Here is a 17,293-nt window from a genome sequence, read left to right on the forward strand (position 1 = left end):
ACGCGATGCGGTACTGGACGATCGGAGCCATGGCCGTTGTGCTGATGACGACGGCTTGCGGGCGCAAGGACGCCAGCCCTGCGCCGGAAACCAGCCCCGCCACGCCCGCGCAAGCGTCTTCGACTGCGGTTGGAAAAAGCCCGACGCTGGCCGCCATCAAACGCCGCGGTCGCCTGAATTGCGGCGTGCATCAGGGGTTGGTCGGCTTTGCCTACACCGACAATCGCGGCCAGTGGCGCGGCTTCGACGTGGACTTCTGTCGCGCGACGGCGGCCGCGGTGTTGGGCGATGCCGATGCAGTGCGGTTCGTGCCTCTGTCGGCCTCGGATCGTTTTACGGCGCTGAACGACGGCCGCATAGATGTGCTTTGGCGCAACTCGTCCTGGACCATGAGCCGTGACGCGGGCGAGGGGTTCGTCTTCGCCGGCGTCAACTATTACGACGGCCAGGGCTTTCTGGTCCGGCGTTCGCTGAACCTGAACAGCGCGACCGAACTGATGGGCGCGCGGGTTTGCGTTCAATCGGGTTCGACGTCCCAGGCCAACGCTGCCGATTATTTCCGGTCTCGCGGCATCGAATATCGACCTGTCGTGTTCGAGACGGAGGAAGCGGCGCGCGACGCCTATGGCCGTGAAGATTGCGACGCATTCAGCGCCGACATCTCTGCGTTAGCCGCCGCGCGGACCGTGCTGACCAATCCCAACGAGCATGTGATCCTGTCCGATGTGGCGTCCAAGGAGCCGCTGGGGCCGGCTATCAAGGCGGGCGACGAACGCTGGGCCTCTACCGTCCGCTGGACCCTGAACGCCCTGATGCTGGCCGAAGAACTTGGGGTCACCAAGGCCAATGCCGAAGATCAGTTCAAGACCACGAAGGACCCGCGCGTGCGGCGTCTTTTGGGCGCCGAGGGCGAGTTCGGCCCCATGCTGGGTCTATCCGACGATTGGGCGAAGGACGCGGTCGAAGCCGTCGGGAATTATGGCGAGATATTCGAACGAAATCTGGGATCGCAATCGGCGCTCGACCTGGCGCGCGGTTTGAACGCACAATGGAACGCGCGCCCGGCCGGCTTGATCTATGGCCTGCCGATCCGATAAGCGCCGACGCTTGCATCGCTTCCTGGGGGACAGATGACCGAGACAAAACGCGGCGGCCTTGCGCTGCACTGGCTGATGTTGATCGGTTTCGCGGTCGGTCTGATCGGGGGATTGCTGGTCAATCTGACGCTGGGAGCGGATACGGCCTGGGTGGTCTGGCTGACAGACAACGTCACCGGACCGCTGGGCCAGATCTTCCTACGCCTGCTGTTCATGATGGTGATCCCGCTGCTGTTCTCGGCCCTGGTGGTCGGCGTGGCCGAGATGGGCGATCTGAGCTCGCTTGGACGGGCGGGAATCAAGACCCTGTTGTTGACCATTCTGGTGTCCAGCATCGCGGTGGTTATCGGCCTGGTGATGGTCAATGTGTTCCAGCCGGGAAGGGGCGTGGACCCGGTCCTCGCGCAGCAACTGCTGGACCAGGGACGTGACGGCGCGGCCGGCATCGTCAGCGGCGCGCCCGAAACCATCCAGTTGGGTGATTTCTTCTTGGATCTGATTCCGTCGAACGTCTTCACCGCGGCCTCCGAGAACCAGATCCTGCCGGTGATGGTGTTCGCTCTGTTCTTCGGCATCGGCCTGGTGATGGCCAAGTCGCCTGCGACCGACCGCTTGCAGCAGGTCATCGAGGGCATGTTCGAAGTCACGATGAAGCTGATCAACCTCTTCATCAAACTGGCCCCCATCGCCATCGCCTGCTTGATGTTCAACCTGGCGGCCCTGTTCGGCTGGGACCTTCTGGTGCGCCTCGCGGCCTATGTGGGCGTCGCGGTGGGCGCGATGGCGATCCACATGTTCGTCGTCTATCCGCTGGTGATCTGGATCCTTGGCGGCCGGTCGCCGATCGCCTTCTTCAAGGGCGTGCGCGAGCCGATGGTGGTGGCCTTCTCGACCGCTTCATCCAACGCGTCTCTGCCGGTATCGCTGAAGGCGGCCGAGCAGGAGCTGAAGCTGCCGCGCAAGATCGCTCGCTTTGTCCTTACGGTCGGCGCCACCGCCAATCAGAACGGCACGGCCCTGTTTGAAGGCGTGACCGTGCTGTTTCTGGCCCAATTCTTTGGCATCGACCTGACGATCACGCAGCAGATCATCGTCATGCTGGTCTGCATCCTTGGCGGCATCGGTACGGCGGGCGTGCCGGCCGGTTCGCTGCCGGTCGTGGCGATGATCCTGGTGATGGTGAAGGTGCCGCCGGAGGGCATCGGCCTGATCCTGGGCGTCGACCGCTTCCTGGACATGTGCCGCACGACGCTGAACGTCACGGGCGACCTGGTACTGGCGACTGTCGTTTCGCGCGGCGAGGAAGACGAGCCGATCGACGCCGACGATGTCGTCCCCGTGGCGCCGCCGGCCTGATCTCAGCCGGTTTCGACGGGGGTGTCCGTTCGGGCGCCCCATTCAGCCCAGGAACCGTCATAAAGCCGCGACGGACGACCGAGTTCGGTCATGCTCAGCGTCAGTATTGCGGCGGTCACTCCGGATCCGCAGGTCGTGATCACGGGTCGGCTGATATCCACGCCAGCGTCCGCAAAGGCATGCGCCAAGGCCGCGCCACGCTTCATCGTGCCATTGTCGTTTAGCAAGCGACCATAGGGGAGATTGCGCGCGCCGGGCATATGGCCGCTGCGAACACCGGCGCGAGGTTCGGGCGCCGCACCTTTGAAACGCGGTGCGCCGCGCGCATCCACGACCTGGGCATCCTGGGCCAAGGCCGCGCGCACATCATCCAACGAGGCGACAGCATCGGGCGCCATCTTGGCATGGAAGTCTTTTGCATCTGCGACTGAAGGCCCGGAGACGGTTGGTAGGCCGTCGTCACGCCAGCGCGGCAGGCCGCCGTCGAGCACCTGAACCCTCGTCGCGCCCATAGTCTTCAGCATCCACCAGACGCGCGCCGCCGAGAACAATCCGGCTGTATCATAAACGACGATCTGGTCATCGACGGAGAGGCCCAGCGTCCCGACCGCCGCCCCAAAGGCCTCTGGCGTCGGCATCATGTGGGGCAAAGCGCTGTCGCGATCCGATATCGCGTCCAGATCGAAGAAGGCTGCGCCAGGGATATGGGCCTGTTCGAAATCGGCGCGCGCCTCGCGGCCGTCCAGATGCCAACTGCCATCGACAATCCGCAAATCCGGCGCGCCCAATCGCGCGGCAAGTTCCGTTGTCGAAATCAGCGGGCTCATAGGCGCGACAGGCTCAGTTGGATGACGTCGGTGCGGCGAGAGCGGAATCCGGCCTCGCAATAGGCCAGATAGAAGCGCCAGAGCCGCCGGAATCGTTCGTCAAAGCCGGAAAGCTTGCTGATCTCGCCCCAGGACGCTTGGAAACGCTCATCCCAAAGCTTGAGCGTCGCAGCGTAGTCGAGGCCGAACCGTTCCACCGACTGCCATGACAGTCCGGCTTTCGACACGACCGGCGCCAGCCGGTCTTCGGAGGGCAGCATTCCGCCGGGGAAGACGTACTTCTGGATGAAATCCGTCCGGGCATTGTATTCGTCGAACAGGTCATCTTGGATCGTGATGATCTGCAGTCCGGCTTTGCCGCCAGGTTGAAGCACGTCGTGGACCTTGCCGAAGTAGGCGGGCCAGTACTCCATGCCCACAGCCTCGAACATCTCGATGGACGCCACCCGATCAAATCGACCCTGCACATCGCGGTAGTCGATCAGCTGAATATCGGCGCGGTCGCTCAGACCCGCGTTGAACATGCGCTGGCGAGCGAAATCATGCTGCTCTTTGGAAATCGTGATCCCGGTGACCTTGGCGCCGATCTCGCGCACCGCGAACTCGGCGAAGCCGCCCCAGCCGCAGCCGATTTCCAGCACTGACATGCCCGCCCGAAGATCCATCATTCGGGCCAAGGCGGCGTATTTCTCACACTGCGCTGTCTCCAGAGCCTCGGCATCGCGGCTGAAGCGAGCCGATGAATAGGTCATCGTCCCGTCCAGCCACTGGGAATAGAAGGCGTTGCCCAGATCGTAGTGGGCGTGGATGTTCTTCTTCGACCCCGTCTTGCTGTTGCGATTGGTGCGGTGGCTCAGCCAGTTGACCACCCACATGATCACATTGCCGTCGAACAGACGCCGGATGTGATCGTAGTTGTCCACCAGGGTCTCGAGCAGACCTGCCAGGTGCGGACTGTCCCACTCGCCCGCGATATAGCCTTCAGCGAATCCGATATCGCCGGCCGCTAGGACGCGGCGTGCGAACCGGTAGTCGCGCACGGTCATCATACCGCTGGGGCCAGGCTGTTTGCCTTGCAGCACATGGGTCTCGCCATTGGGCAGCTGCACCGTCAAGCGCCCGAAGGTCCAATTGGCGGCCAGAAGCCGCAGCAACATGGCGAACACGCGCGGTGTTCGGCTGGCGACGGCTTCGATATCGGCGTGTGCGACGCTCATTTTTTGACTTTCAACGCGGAATACAATGGGGGTCAATCACGGTCGCTGTGGTCGTCGCCACGGCCGGAAACGGTCTTCAGGGCAGCAAGCGCCCGGGCGCGACCCTTCTCGTGTTCGACGATCGGCTTGGGGTAATCGCGCCCTAGAACGATTCCGGCGTCACGCAGCACTTCAGCGGGTGCGGTCCAGGGCGACTGTAGGCAGCGGTCGGGCAGGCGGCGAAGTTCCGGCACCCACCGACGGACATAGCCGCCGTCGGGATCGAACTTTTCGCCCTGCGTGATGGGATTGAAAATGCGGAAGAAGGGGGAGGCGTCTGCGCCCGACCCTGCGACCCACTGCCAGTTCTGCACATTGCTGGCCCGGTCGGCGTCCACCAGCGTGTCCCAGAACCAGGCTTCGCCTTCGCGCCAGTCGATCAGCAGATGTTTGATCAGGAAGGAGGCGACGACCATTCGCACCCGATTGTGCATCCACCCCGTCGTCCAGAGCTGACGCATCCCGGCGTCCACCAACGGGTATCCGGTCCGCCCCTGTCGCCACGCTTTAAGGCTGGCGTCGTCCTTACGCCAGGGCATGGCGTCATATTCGGGACGGAACGCGCGCTCGGCGATGTAGGGAAAATGGTGCAGCAGGTGCGCGGAGAACTCGCGCCAGCCGATCTCAGCAACAAATTTGTCGGACTCCGCCGACGACACCTTGCCATCTTTGGCTGCCTGTTGGGCTCGGTCTATCGCCCGCCAAGGGCTGATCTCGCCCCAGTGAAGATGCGGCGACAGGCGGCTGTTGGCGCCTTGCCGGTCGGGAAAGTCGCGATCCTTCGCATAGGTCTTCAGGCCGGATGGTATGAACCTGGATAAGGCCTGCGAGGCCCCATCTTCCCCCGGCGTCCAGTCGAAGCCGTTGGACCAATCCGGACGCTGGGGGTGCAGCTTCCAGCCGTCGAGGTCGTCGGATTGAACCGTTTTGGGCGTCTGTATCTGGCGAGGTCCCGTTGTGTGAGCCGGCGCCTCGGCCGTGGCCAGCAGAGCTCTCAAGAACGGGGTGAAGACTTTGTACGGTTGGCCCGAACCGTTCAGGACGTCACCGGGGCGGCAGAGCAGGGCGCCATTGAAGCCATGGCATTCGACACCATCCGCCTTGAGCGTGTGGGCGATTTCGGCGTCGTGCTCAAACGCCTCAGGTTCGAACAGGCGGTTCATGAAGACGACGTCGGCGCCGGTTTCGGCGATCAGCGCCTGAAGCTGGGTCAGAGCATTGCCCTTGCGCAAAATCAGGCGCGAACCGCGATCTTGAAGCGCGGCATCCAGCGCCCTCAACGACTTGTCGAGCCACCAGCGCGACGCGGCGCCCATCGGCCGCTCGAAATGCTCGTCCAGAATATAGACGGGCAGGATCGGTCGCCCCGTCTCCGCCGCGTGGTTCAGGGCGGGATTGTCATGCAGTCGCAGATCGCGGCGAAACCACAGGATGACAGGTTTGGTGGCCACGCGGGCGAACTCCGTGATAACTTGCGCTCATCCCTTCAGAGCGCCACCTGATGGCCCAATAGCTGCGGCAAAAGCCGCCTCCACAACACCGAACGTCGAAAGAGCCGCCTCGTGAGCCGACCCAACGCTGTCATTACGTTGTCCGAAGGTCTTCGGACGCCTGTCGTCATCGGCGGCGGCGCAAGAATCGCTTTCATCGCCGGTCCTTGCCAGATGGAGAGCCGCCAGCACGCGCTGGAGACGGCCCATGCCCTGAAGGAGATCGGCGAGCGGTTGAATGTCGGCATCATCTACAAAACCAGTTTCGACAAGGCGAACCGGACCAGCGCCAGCGCCGCGCGGGGCATCGGTCTGAAAGACGCCATGCCGATCTTCGCCGAGATTCGCGAGGTGACCGGCCTGCCGACCCTGACAGATGTTCACTCCGAGGTTCAGTGTGGCCCGGTCGGCGAGGTCGTCGATGTACTGCAAATCCCGGCCTTCCTCAGCCGCCAGACCGACCTGCTGTTGGCCGCCGCGGCTACTGGCAAGGCGATCAACATCAAAAAGGGTCAGTTCCTGGCTCCCTGGGACATGAAGAACGTCATCGCCAAGGTGGTCGGCGCCGGCAATCCCAACGTCATGGCCTGTGAACGCGGCGCCAGCTTTGGCTACAATACTCTGGTGAGCGATATGCGGGCGCTTCCGGTGCTGCGCGAGATCGGCTGCCCCGTCGTGTTCGATGCGACCCACAGCGTTCAGCAGCCGGGCGGGCAGGGCGCGTCGTCGGGCGGTCAGCGCGAGTTCGTGCCGGTGCTGGGGCGCGCGGCGGTGGCCGTCGGCGTCGATGCAGTCTTCATGGAAACGCACCAGGACCCGGATAATGCGCCGTCGGATGGCCCCAACATGGTGCCGCTGAGCCAATTCGAAGCCCTGGCCGCCGAACTGATCGCCTTCGACGACCTGGCCATCAAGATCGGGGCCAAGGCGCCGGTGGCGCAGGCCGCCTGAATCCTCTAGGTCGGGCCCATGTCTGACACCCTGGACTTGGGCGCCCTTCAAAGCCTGTTGGAGCGCGTGCGCGGCCTGAAGATCGCCTGCGTCGGCGACCTGATGCTGGATCGCTACGTTTATGGCGAGGTCAGCCGCATCTCGCCCGAGGCGCCGATCCCTGTGCTTCGCACCAGCCGCACCGTCGCCATGCCGGGCGGCGTCGGCAATGTCGCGCGCAATATCGCGGCCCTGGGCGGGGTGGCGCGGCTGGGCGCCGTGATCGGCGACGACGCGGCCGGGGCCGAACTGACCGCACTGATCGCCGCGGAGCCGCACATCGAGGACGTCGTGGCGAGGCCGGCAGGCGCGTCCACCATCGTGAAGACGCGCTTCGTTTCGGGAGGGCAACAGTTGCTGCGGCTAGATGACGAGGCCGCGCCGACCGCGATCCAAGATTCGAACGCTTTTGCAGATGCTTCGGTCTACTTGCTCTCAGATTACGCCAAGGGCGTCGTCAGCGATTCGCTTTTGGCTTCGGCGCTGAACGCGGCGCAGACATCCGGTGCGCCGGTTGTCGTCGATCCAAAGGGAAGGGATTTCGCTCGCTACGGCGCGGTCGATGTCATAAAGCCCAATGCTTCGGAACTGGCCGGCGCCACCGGCTTGCCGGTCGGGACGGACGCCGAGGTCGAGACGGCGCTGGCCGCCTTGCTGGCCGCCACGACCGCCAAGGCGATCATCGTCACCCGTGCGGGTAAGGGAATGAGCCTGGCGCGGCGCGGCGAACCAGTGAAGCACTTCCCCGGCCGGGCGCGCGAGGTCTTCGACGTGTCTGGCGCGGGGGATACAGGCCTGGCCGCGATCGGGTTGGCGCTGGGCGCCGGCGCGTCGCTGGAGATGGCGGTCGAGTTCGCCATCCTGGCCTCGGGCGTGGTCGTTGGGAAGGCTGGCACGGCAGTGGTTACACCCGCCGAGCTGATCGAAGCCGAGCTGAGTCAGCATGCCACCGCTGCGGTGTCCAAAGTCACCCCGCTCGACGAGCTGGCGACCGAGGTCGAAGGGTGGCGACGTCAGGGACTGAAGGTCGGATTCACCAACGGCTGTTTCGACATTCTGCACCGCGGTCACGTCGCCTATCTGGCGCAGGCGCGCAGCTGGTGCGATCGTCTGGTCGTGGCGCTGAATACCGACGCCTCAGTCAAACGACTGAAGGGCGATGGGCGTCCGGTGAATGATCTGGATAGTCGCGCCGTCGTCATCGGCGGGCTGGCCAGCGTCGACCGCGTCACCAGCTTCGATGATCCGACGCCGATCGCCCTGATCGAACGGCTGCGTCCTGATATTCTGATCAAAGGCTCGGACTATACGCGAGAGGGCGTCGTGGGCGGCGATCTGGTCGAAAGCTGGGGTGGGGAGGTCAAGCTGGCGGATTTCAAGGACGGCTATTCGACCACACGAACGATCGAGAAAATGACAGGGAGCGCGCAGTGACGCCGAGAATGATCGTCGTGACCGGAGGCGCCGGTTTCATCGGTTCAAACATCGTTGCGCGGCTGACAGCCGAGACCGCCTATGATGTCGTCGTCTGCGATCGGTTGGAGACGGCCGACCTGGCCAAGTGGAAGAACCTGGCCAAACACGCGATCGCTGACTTCTGGTCGCCCGAAGAATTGTTCGAACAGCTGGAGCGCCACGCCGAGCGGATCGAGGCCGTGGTTCATATGGGCGCGATTTCTTCGACGACCGAGCCGGATGCTGACCTGATCCTGCGGACCAACTTCACCCTGTCGCGCGACCTGTGGGACTGGTGCGCAATTCGAGGCTCGCGGATGATCTACGCGTCTTCCGCTGCCACCTATGGCGACGGCGAAACGGGCTTCAACGACGATGACGATGCAGACTCATTGTCGCAGCTTCGCCCGCTAAATGCTTATGGCTATTCGAAAATGCTGTTCGATCAGTATGCGATCCGGCAGGCGGATCGGGGTCAGGCGCCGCCCCAGTGGGCCGGGCTGAAATTCTTCAATGTCTATGGCCCGAACGAAGGTCACAAGGGCGGAATGAAGTCGGTCGTGGCTCAAATCTGGCCCAAGGTCGCAGCAGGTGAGGCTGTGACCCTGTTTCGGTCGCACAATCCGAACTACGCGGATGGCGGGCAGATGCGCGACTTCGTCTATGTCGACGATGTGGTCGATATCATCGAGTTTTTGCTCCAGTCACCGCAGGTCTCGGGCATCTTCAACGCCGGCTCGGGCCAGGCGCGGTCGTTCGCCGATCTTGCGCGCGCCACCTTCGACGCCGCCGGCAAGACGCCCTCCATCGACTATGTCGATACGCCGTTGTCGATCCGCGACCGCTACCAATATTTCACTGAAGCCCGCATGGATCGTATCCGCGCCGCAGGCTTCGAGGGTCAATCCACGCCGCTGGAAGAGGGCGTGCGGCGCTATGTACAGGACTTCCTCGCCACGGCTGATCCGTACCGCTGATGCGTCGGCTGACCTTCAGGCAATGGGTCGGATATGCAGGCTTCGCCGCCGTCTTCGTGCTGACGGCCGCCGTTGCGGTGTGGAGCGGCGACATTCTGAGGGCAGGGTTGGACCCGCAGGTGCCCTTCCAGACCTACAAGCCGCCGCCCGCCCCCGACTATCGAAAGACATCCTCCTGGGCGCTGGTTGATCAGGGCACACTCAACCAGGCGGCGGTCTTCTTCGTCATGCCGACCACCTTTGACGGCGGGGCCGAGTGGAATGGGCCGATCGACGATGCGCGGGCCAACGCCTATATGCGGCGCGTCGTGCTGCCGAATTATGCGTCGCCCTTCGCCCGAGAAGGCCGGGTCAGCGCGCCGCTGTACCGCCAGGCCAGCCTTTACACCCGGCTGACCTTACGCGATGACGCGCGCGAGGCGCGTGCCTTCGCTTATGAGGACGTAAAGGCCGCCTTCGAACTGTGGCTGCAACGGCATCCCGCCGGCCCCATCGTTATCGCCGGCGTCGAACAGGGCGGAGAGCTGACAGCGCGTCTGGTTCGCGACCAACTCCGCGCCAATCCGGCGCTGAAGGACAGGCTTGTCGCCGCTTATCTGATCGAGACCTTGGTCGGGCGCGAGATGTTCCGGCAGGCGATCTCGCCCTGCGACGCCGCCGATCAAACGGGATGTATCGTGGCCTGGGCGTCGGTGCAGGACGGCGACGAAACGGGCGCGCGGCGCAAGCTGAGACGCGCTCTGGAATGGGACGATCGCGGCGATCTGGTGAACCTGTCCACTGACCCCATCTGCGTGAATCCGGTAACGGGTGCTGCGAGCCAGCCGCGTGCCGCAGCACGTCAGCACAGCGGCGCCACCAATGCGACCGGCTTGGAATGGGGAGCCCGACCGGCCCTGACTGGCCGGCTGATCTCCACCGAATGCCGTGGCGGTCTGTTGTGGCATAGCGCGCCGGACGCCGATTTCTTGACGGCTGGCGGCAGTTGGGCGGATCGGCGCAAGATCGTCCCCTACAATCTTTTCTACGGCGACATCGAGCGTGACGTCAGCGTGCGTCTCGCGGCCTGGCGGGCCAAGCACGGCCTTTAAAGCGGTCGTCCTCTCGGTTTGTCTGGCGCCGCTCGCGCGCAGCGGGTAGGCTTGCCGCGTCAGGGAGGGATCTGAATGGACGTGACCACCATCTTCGCCGGCGTCGTGCTGCTGCTGGCCATTGTGCTGTTGATCAGCGTGATCAAGATCGTGCCGCAAGGCCGTGAATTTACGGTCGAACGCTTCGGCAAGTACACCAAGACGCTGAGCCCTGGCATCGGCTTCCTGACGCCGTTCGTGGAACGCGTCGGCCGCCGCATGAACATGATGGAACAGGTGCTGGACGTGCCGACCCAGGAGGTCATCACCAAGGACAACGCCATGGTGAAGGTCGATGGCATCGTCTTCATCCAGGTGATGGATTCCGCCCGTGCCGCCTATCGCGTCGACGATCTGCCCTATGCGATTTCGCAGCTGTGCATGACCAATCTGCGGACCGTCGTCGGTTCAATGGAACTGGATGAGGTGCTGAGCCAGCGCGACAGCATCAACACGCGACTGCTGCATGTCATCGACGCAGCGACCGAGCCGTGGGGAGTCAAGGTCAATCGGATCGAGATCAAGGACCTGACCCCGCCGACCGACATCACCAACGCCATGGCCCGTCAGATGAAGGCCGAGCGGGAACGTCGCGCCGTCATCACCGAGGCCGACGGCGAGAAATCCGCCGCCATCGCCCGCGCCGAGGGCGCCAAACAGGCCGCCATCCTTCAGGCCGAGGGTCGCAAGGAAGCCGCCTTCCGCGACGCCGAGGCGCGCGAGCGCGAGGCCGAAGCCGAGGCCCGCGCCACGGCCATGGTGTCGGAAGCCATCGCCCGCGGGGACGTCAACGCCATCAACTATTTCGTGGCTCAGAAATACGTCGAGGCCTTCGCGGAACTGGCGCGCAGTCCGCAGCAGCGCACCGTCATAGTGCCCGCCGAAATGGGCGCCCTGGTCGGCACGATCGCTGGCATCGGCGAGATGGTCAGCCTGGCCAAGGATCAGAACTCGGCTGCGACGCCGCCCGTGCGACCCGCGCCGCCCCGCCGCCCCGCCGGGGGCTCCGTTCCACCCTCGGCCTGATCGAAGGAGGCTGACCGATGATGTCGCTTGCTGATCTCTATGTCGCCCAGCCGTTCTGGATTTGGTTGGCGATCGGGGTTCTGCTGCTGGCGGTCGAGGCGATGTTCTCGACCGAATGGCTGCTGTGGCCCGCTGTTTCAGCCGGCGTGGTCGCGGTCATGACGGCGGCGGGCGTACGCCTTGGCCTACCGGGCGAGGTCGCCGTCTTCGCGGTTCTGACCGTCATCGCCACCCTGCTGTCCCGCCGTCTGATTTCCAAAGCCAATCCCGACGGTCCCGACATCAACGACCGCGACAGCCGTCTGGTCGGCCAGCGGGCGCGGGTGGTCGAAACGTTCGTCTCGGGCCGCGGTCGCGTCTTTATCTCCGGCGCCGAATGGCCGGCGGAGATCGTGGGCGAGGCGCCGGTCGAAGGACAGGATGTCGTCGTGATTCGCGTGAACGGCTCTTTGCTGACGGTGCAATCACCCGTCTGAACGCAACGGTCGCATCGGCGTTCGTCAGGCATGACAGAACCCCAGAACGCCGTCACTGACGGCTTGCCGACACCCAGGCGCTATTGGGCCATTGTGTCCATCGGCTTGGGCATCACGCTTGCCGTTCTGGATGGCGCGATCGCTAATGTCGCCCTGCCGTCGATCGCGCAGGATTTACAGGCGTCATCGGCCGCCTCGATCTGGATCGTCAACGCTTATCAGATCGCCATCGTGGTCGCTCTTTTGCCACTGGCGTCGCTGGGCGAGATCGTCGGCTATCGGCGTGTGTCACAGGCGGGTCTGGCCGTGTTCACCCTGGCCTCCATCGCCTGTGTGTTCGCCAACTCGATCGAGACACTAAGCCTCGCCCGCGTTGTTCAGGGGTTCGGTGCAGCGGGCATCATGAGCGTCAATGGAGCCTTGGTCCGTTACACCTATCCGCAGCGACTGCTGGGTCGTGCAGTCGGAATCAATGCGGTGATCGTTTCGCTGGCGGCGGCGGCGGGGCCGACCATCGCCAGCGCCATATTGGCTGTCGGACACTGGCGTTGGCTGTTTGCACTGAATGTGCCGATCGGCATGCTGGCGGTGTCGCTGGCGGGTTTCACCCTGCCGCACAACCGACTTCAGCCGCGAAAGCTGAATTGGGTCGGGGCTGCGCTGAACGCCGCCGCGTTTGGCCTGCTGATCACCGGCCTTCAATCGCTGGCGCATGGCGAAGCGGCCGTTTTGGGTTTCGGTCTGACAGGGGCAGGGCTGGCAGCCGGGATCTTGCTGATTCGCCACGAGCGCTCACGGACGTCGCCGCTGATCCCCCTCGACTTGCTGGCGCGACCGATGTTTACCCTGTCGGTCGCAACATCGGTCATATCCTTCACCGCTCAGATGATGGCGTTCGTCGCTTTGCCGTTCTTTCTCCAAGGAGCATTGGGGCTTACGGCGGTCCAGACCGGCTTGCTTATGACGCCTTGGCCACTGGCGACCATGATCGCAGCGCCGCTGGCCGGCCATCTGTCTGATCGCTATTCGGCGGGCGTGCTGGGCGCCATCGGCCTTAGCCTGTTTGCTTGCGGCCTGATGGCGCTCAGTTTTCTCAATGCCGATTCAAGCCATTTCGACATCATCTGGCGCATGGCCCTTTGCGGCGCGGGCTTCGGATTTTTCCAGTCGCCCAACAATCGCGCCATGTTGTCGGAGGCCCCGAAAGATCGCGCCGGCGCAGCGGGCGGCACCCTGGGCATGGCGCGAGTCGTCGGGCAATCCCTGGGCGCCGTGGTGGTGGCTTTCCTGCTGTCGGCCGCGCCGATTAACGGCGTCGGTCACGGGTTCCAGATCGCGGCCGTCACGGCCCTGTTTGGCGCGGTGATGAGCGGATCGCGGGTCCGCCGACGTCCAGCCGAGCCGGACAAGGAGGTCGAGGCGGTCTAGCGCCGGGGGAGTTCCGCGACACCGCGATTCGCCAGTTGGTCGGCGCGTTCGTTCAGTTCATGGCCAGCGTGACCCTTCACCCATCGCCATTTCACGTCGTGACGCAGGCGCGCGGCGTCCAGCCGCTGCCACAGGTCGGCGTTCTTGACCGGCTTCTTATCCGCGGTCAGCCAACCGCGCGCCTTCCAGCCGCGCATCCATTCGGTGATCCCCTGCATGACGTATTTGCTGTCGGTATGCAGTTCGACCTTGCAGGGCCGTTTCAGGGCTTCAAGCGCCATGATGGCGGCCATCAGCTCCATCCGGTTGTTGGTCGTGTTGGGCTCGCCGCCCCACAACTCCTTTTCGTGACCGCCGCCGGCTTGAAGCACGGCGCCCCAGCCTCCGGGGCCCGGATTGCCCTTGCAGGCGCCGTCGGTGTGGATGATGACGTGATCGGAGGGACTCATGGTCGCGCAGACCTACAGCCTCCCTTGGCGCGGGGCCATCACTGCGCCTATATGCGGGTCGAATAAGAGTGGATGGGATCGGATGACCGATCCCCACGAGGAGATTAGCCATGGGCTCCATGAGCATCTGGCACTGGGCCATCGTCATCGTCGTCATCGCGCTGCTGTTCGGTGGCCGGGGCAAGCTGTCGGGCATCATGGGCGACGCCGCCAAGGGCATTCGCGCCTTCAAGGACGGCCTGAAGGACGAAGACAAGAAGGACGGCCCGCACGAGGGCGTCAGTTCGCTGCCGCGCACCGAGGCGGAAAAGGAAGAGCTGAAGCGCTAGTCGTCGTCTGTAAGGGCTGACGCATGGGCGGGCTCGGCCCCGGTATCGGGGGTTTCGAATTAGTGGTGATCGGTCTGGTGGCCCTGCTCGTCGTGGGGCCAAAGGACCTGCCTGTCCTGATGCGTCGCGTCGGTCAGATGGTGGCCAAGGCGCGCGCCATGGCCAATGAGTTCCGATCCAGTTTCGACGAGATGGCGCGTCAGTCCGAACTGGACGACCTGCGCAAAGAGGTCGAGGCGCTGCGGACGGGGCAGGGGGCCATGTATCCCCTGGGCGCCGAGGCGGACGCCGCATTCAAGGACATAAACGCAGGACTGACCGGGCCGACTGCGGCGGCTGCCCTGCCTGCGCCCGAGCCGGAGGCGCCGGTCATGACGCCTGCGCCCGACGAATGGCCGGATACGCCGGCGGCGGTTGAGCCGGTCACGACGACGAAACCCAAGCGAACGCCCCCAAAGGCCAAGGCGGGGACAGGTGTCTCCGGATCGGCGACGGCTAAACCTCGCTCAGCCGCCAAACCGAAGACCGCCAAGACTAAGCCTGCGGCCACCAAGTCCAAGACCTCGCGCAAGAAAGCCGTTGACCTGTGACGCCTTCCGATCGTGACGAGGCCGAGATCGAGGCGTCGCGCGCGCCCCTGATGGATCACCTGATCGAGCTGCGCGGGCGGCTGCTCATCTGTGTGGTGGCTTTCTTCCTGGCCTTCATCCTCTGCTTCGCCTTCGCCAATCAGATCCAGATTGCGCTGATCAAGCCGTATCAGGCCGCCGTGGCGATCCATGCCGCCGCCCTGTCGACCGGCGGTCACGCCAATCCGATCGAACTGATCGCGGTGATGACGGGGATCAAACCCTATCCGCCAGGGAGCGCCGCCGTTGTTCAACTGATCGCCACGGCGCCGCTGGAACAGCTCTTCACCAAGATGAAGATCGCGGCCTTTGGTGCGGCGGTCCTGACCTTCCCGGTCATGGCGTGGCAGATGTACCGGTTCGTGGCGCCGGGTCTTTATCGCAACGAGCGCGGGGCGTTTCTGCCGTTCCTGATCGCCGCGCCTGTGATGTTCTGCCTCGGCGGGGCGCTGGTCTATTATGTCATGCTGCCGTTCGTGATGCTGTTCTCGCTGAGCCAGCAGGTGGCCACCGACGGCATATCCGTGGCGCAGACGACCAAGATTTCCGACTATCTCAGCCTGGTGACCTCGCTGCTTCTCGCCTTCGGGCTTTGCTTCCAGCTTCCTGTGGTGACGACTCTTCTGGGCCTCGCAGGCCTGATCAGCTCCAAGGTCATGGCGGCCGGTCGGCGCTACGCCATCGTCGCCGTGGTCGTGGTCGCGGCGGTCGTCACGCCGCCCGATCCGATCAGCCAACTGATGCTGGCCGTGCCGCTGGTCATTCTCTACGAGATTTCAATCTGGTGCGTGCGACTGATCGAGCTGCGCCGCAAGAAGTCGGACGATCTGGAAGCCGAGATCGCTTAGCGCCATCTCGGCGTGTCGATCGCTGCTCGAAGCAGTCAAGCCACGCAAAAAGGGCCGGGGAGCGATCCCCGGCCCTTTGTCTTGGCTGCGATCAGGTGATCAGCAGCTGTAGTACATGTCGAACTCGACCGGGTGCGGGTGCAGTTGCAGACGCATCACCTCTTCCATCTTCAGCTCGATGTAGCTGTCGATGAAGTCGTCATCCATGACGCCGCCCTTCTTGAGGAAGGCGCGGTCCTTGTCCAGGTTCTCCAGCGCTTCACGCAGCGAGCCGCAGACCTCGGGGATCGAGCCGCGCTCTTCCGGCGGCAGGTCGTAGAGGTTCTTGTCGGCGGGCGCGCCCGGATCGATACGGTTCTCGATCCCGTCCAGACCGGCCATCAGCAGGGCGACGAAGGTCAGATAGGGGTTGCCCATCGGATCGGGGAAGCGCGCTTCCAGACGCTTGGCCTTGGGCGAGGAGACGTGCGGGATGCGGATCGAGGCCGAACGGTTGCGGGCCGAATAGGCCAGCTTCACCGGGGCTTCATAGCCGGGGACCAGACGCTTGTAGCTGTTGGTGGTCGAGTTGGCGAAGGCGTTGATGGCCTTGGCGTGCTTAATGATGCCGCCGATGTACCACAGACATTCCTGCGACAGACCAGCGTACTGGTCGCCGGCGAACTGGGGCTTGCCGTCCTTCCAGATCGACATGTGAACGTGCATGCCCGAACCGTTGTCCGCAAACATCGGCTTGGCCATGAAGGTCGCCGACTTGCCGTAGGCGTGGGCCACATTATGGATCACGTACTTATAGAGCTGCAGGCGGTCGGCCATGGTCAGCAGGTCCGAGAACTTCAGGCCCAGTTCGTGCTGAGCCGGAGCCACCTCGTGGTGATGCTTCTCGGGCTGAAGGCCCAGATCGCGCATGACGCCCAGCATTTCGCCGCGCAGGTCCTGGCCGGAATCGACCGGATTGACGGGGAAGTAGCCGCCCTTGGGCCCAGGGCGATGACCCATATTGCCTTCGGAATACTCGGCGCCGGTGTTGGCGGGCAGCTCGGTCGAATCGTAGCTGTAGCCGGTGTCGTGCGGCTGGGTGGACCAACGCACGTCGTCGAAGATGAAGAACTCGGCTTCCGGTCCGAAGAAGACCTGGTCGCCCACGCCCGACGACTGGACGTAGGACAGCGCCTTCTTGGCCATCGAGCGGCTGTCGCGGTTGTAGGGCTCGCCGGTGTCCGGGTTCAGCACGTCGCAGAACAGGAACATCGTCTTCTGCTGATAGAAGGGATCGATATAGGCCGTGGTCAGGTCCGGCTTCAGCAGCATGTCGGACTCGTTGATGGCTTTCCAGCCGGCGATCGACGAGCCGTCGAACATCGTGCCTTCGTTCAGGAAGTCCTCGTCGACCAGATCGACGTCGAAGGTGACGTGCTGCAGACGGCCGCGCGTGTCGGTGAAGCGGACGTCCACATATTGGACCTCCTCATCCTTGATCTCTTTGAGGATCTTGCTGGCGCTCATTCTCGGAAAGTCCTGTTCTTGTCG

The 17,293-nt window shown here is 64.0% G+C and carries 17 protein-coding genes; 12 read left to right on the top strand and 5 right to left on the bottom strand.

Annotation, left to right across the window (positions count from 1 at the left end; genetic code table 11):
* Positions 1–5: 5 nt before the first annotated feature.
* Both BVE01S_RS13090 and BVE01S_RS13095 read left to right on the top strand, forming a co-directional pair.
* A complete protein-coding gene (locus BVE01S_RS13090) occupies positions 6–1,097 on the top strand; it encodes an amino acid ABC transporter substrate-binding protein (protein WP_244878385.1) in 1,092 nt (363 codons plus the stop codon).
* Between the two features lie 33 nt (positions 1,098–1,130).
* Positions 1,131–2,453 carry a dicarboxylate/amino acid:cation symporter gene (locus BVE01S_RS13095; protein ID WP_066628371.1) on the top strand — a complete coding sequence of 441 codons (1,323 nt, stop codon included), beginning with the start codon at positions 1,131–1,133 and terminating at the stop codon, positions 2,451–2,453.
* Positions 2,454–2,455: 2 nt separating this feature from the next.
* Here BVE01S_RS13095 and sseA read toward each other — a convergent pair whose 3' ends face one another.
* From sseA to BVE01S_RS13110, 3 genes are read right to left on the bottom strand one after another with little or no spacing between them, the layout of a single operon-like run.
* A complete protein-coding gene (sseA, locus tag BVE01S_RS13100) occupies positions 2,456–3,280 on the bottom strand; it encodes a 3-mercaptopyruvate sulfurtransferase (protein ID WP_066628374.1) in 825 nt (274 codons plus the stop codon).
* Positions 3,277–4,497, bottom strand: a complete 1,221-nt coding sequence (locus tag BVE01S_RS13105) for an SAM-dependent methyltransferase (protein WP_066628377.1) — start codon at positions 4,495–4,497, stop codon at positions 3,277–3,279. Before BVE01S_RS13105 ends, sseA begins: the two co-directional genes overlap by 4 nt.
* A gap of 32 nt (positions 4,498–4,529) precedes the next feature.
* Positions 4,530–5,987 carry a cryptochrome/photolyase family protein gene (locus BVE01S_RS13110; protein WP_084375408.1) on the bottom strand — a complete coding sequence of 486 codons (1,458 nt, stop codon included), beginning with the start codon at positions 5,985–5,987 and terminating at the stop codon, positions 4,530–4,532.
* Positions 5,988–6,098: 111 nt separating this feature from the next.
* Between BVE01S_RS13110 and kdsA the strand changes: the two genes are divergently transcribed.
* The 7 genes from kdsA to BVE01S_RS13145 all read left to right on the top strand — a co-directional run bounded on the left by kdsA (position 6,099) and on the right by BVE01S_RS13145 (position 13,508).
* The gene (kdsA, locus tag BVE01S_RS13115; protein ID WP_026108227.1) at positions 6,099–6,977 is read left to right on the top strand and encodes a 3-deoxy-8-phosphooctulonate synthase; all 879 of its coding nucleotides are present in this window, start codon (positions 6,099–6,101) and stop codon (positions 6,975–6,977) included.
* An 18-nt stretch (positions 6,978–6,995) separates the two neighbouring features.
* Positions 6,996–8,450, top strand: a complete 1,455-nt coding sequence (rfaE2, locus tag BVE01S_RS13120) for a D-glycero-beta-D-manno-heptose 1-phosphate adenylyltransferase (RefSeq protein WP_066628390.1) — start codon at positions 6,996–6,998, stop codon at positions 8,448–8,450.
* An 8-nt stretch (positions 8,451–8,458) separates the two neighbouring features.
* Entirely contained in the window at positions 8,459–9,448 is a 990-nt protein-coding gene (rfaD, locus tag BVE01S_RS13125) for an ADP-glyceromanno-heptose 6-epimerase (protein ID WP_066628393.1), read from the top strand.
* Positions 9,448–10,539 carry a DUF3089 domain-containing protein gene (locus BVE01S_RS13130; protein ID WP_066628396.1) on the top strand — a complete coding sequence of 364 codons (1,092 nt, stop codon included), beginning with the start codon at positions 9,448–9,450 and terminating at the stop codon, positions 10,537–10,539. The genes rfaD and BVE01S_RS13130 overlap by 1 nt, the downstream gene beginning before the upstream one ends.
* A 75-nt stretch (positions 10,540–10,614) precedes the next feature.
* The gene (locus BVE01S_RS13135) at positions 10,615–11,604 is read left to right on the top strand and encodes an SPFH domain-containing protein (protein ID WP_066551520.1); all 990 of its coding nucleotides are present in this window, start codon (positions 10,615–10,617) and stop codon (positions 11,602–11,604) included.
* Between the two features lie 17 nt (positions 11,605–11,621).
* On the top strand, positions 11,622–12,080 hold the full coding sequence (locus tag BVE01S_RS13140) for an NfeD family protein (RefSeq protein WP_066628404.1): 459 nt from the start codon (positions 11,622–11,624) through the stop codon (positions 12,078–12,080).
* Positions 12,081–12,110: 30 nt separating this feature from the next.
* Positions 12,111–13,508, top strand: coding sequence for an MFS transporter (locus tag BVE01S_RS13145; RefSeq protein WP_066628406.1), 1,398 nt, complete (start codon positions 12,111–12,113; stop codon positions 13,506–13,508).
* Here the strand turns inward: BVE01S_RS13145 and rnhA are convergent.
* Entirely contained in the window at positions 13,505–13,957 is a 453-nt protein-coding gene (rnhA, locus tag BVE01S_RS13150) for a ribonuclease HI (protein WP_066628408.1), read from the bottom strand. The two genes, BVE01S_RS13145 and rnhA, sit on opposite strands and share 4 nt — an antisense overlap.
* Before the next feature lie 110 nt (positions 13,958–14,067).
* On the opposite strand from rnhA, the gene BVE01S_RS13155 reads away from it, so the two are divergent.
* Genes BVE01S_RS13155 through tatC form a run of 3 tightly spaced genes read left to right on the top strand, consistent with a single transcriptional unit; the run spans position 14,068 to position 15,763 of the window.
* Positions 14,068–14,286 (top strand): twin-arginine translocase TatA/TatE family subunit, encoded by a 219-nt coding sequence (locus BVE01S_RS13155; RefSeq protein ID WP_017503863.1) that lies wholly within the window; start codon positions 14,068–14,070, stop codon positions 14,284–14,286.
* 23 nt (positions 14,287–14,309) lie between these two features.
* Entirely contained in the window at positions 14,310–14,876 is a 567-nt protein-coding gene (gene tatB / locus BVE01S_RS13160) for a Sec-independent protein translocase protein TatB (RefSeq protein WP_066628410.1), read from the top strand.
* Positions 14,873–15,763 carry a twin-arginine translocase subunit TatC gene (tatC, locus tag BVE01S_RS13165; RefSeq protein ID WP_066628413.1) on the top strand — a complete coding sequence of 297 codons (891 nt, stop codon included), beginning with the start codon at positions 14,873–14,875 and terminating at the stop codon, positions 15,761–15,763. Before tatB ends, tatC begins: the two co-directional genes overlap by 4 nt.
* Positions 15,764–15,862: 99 nt before the next feature.
* On the opposite strand, the gene glnA is transcribed toward tatC, so the two are convergent.
* Entirely contained in the window at positions 15,863–17,269 is a 1,407-nt protein-coding gene (gene glnA, locus BVE01S_RS13170; protein WP_066551526.1) for a type I glutamate--ammonia ligase, read from the bottom strand.
* Between the last annotated feature and the right edge of the window lie 24 nt (positions 17,270–17,293).

It is taken from the genome of Brevundimonas vesicularis NBRC 12165 (assembly GCF_001592205.1).
Lineage (GTDB): Bacteria > Pseudomonadota > Alphaproteobacteria > Caulobacterales > Caulobacteraceae > Brevundimonas > Brevundimonas vesicularis.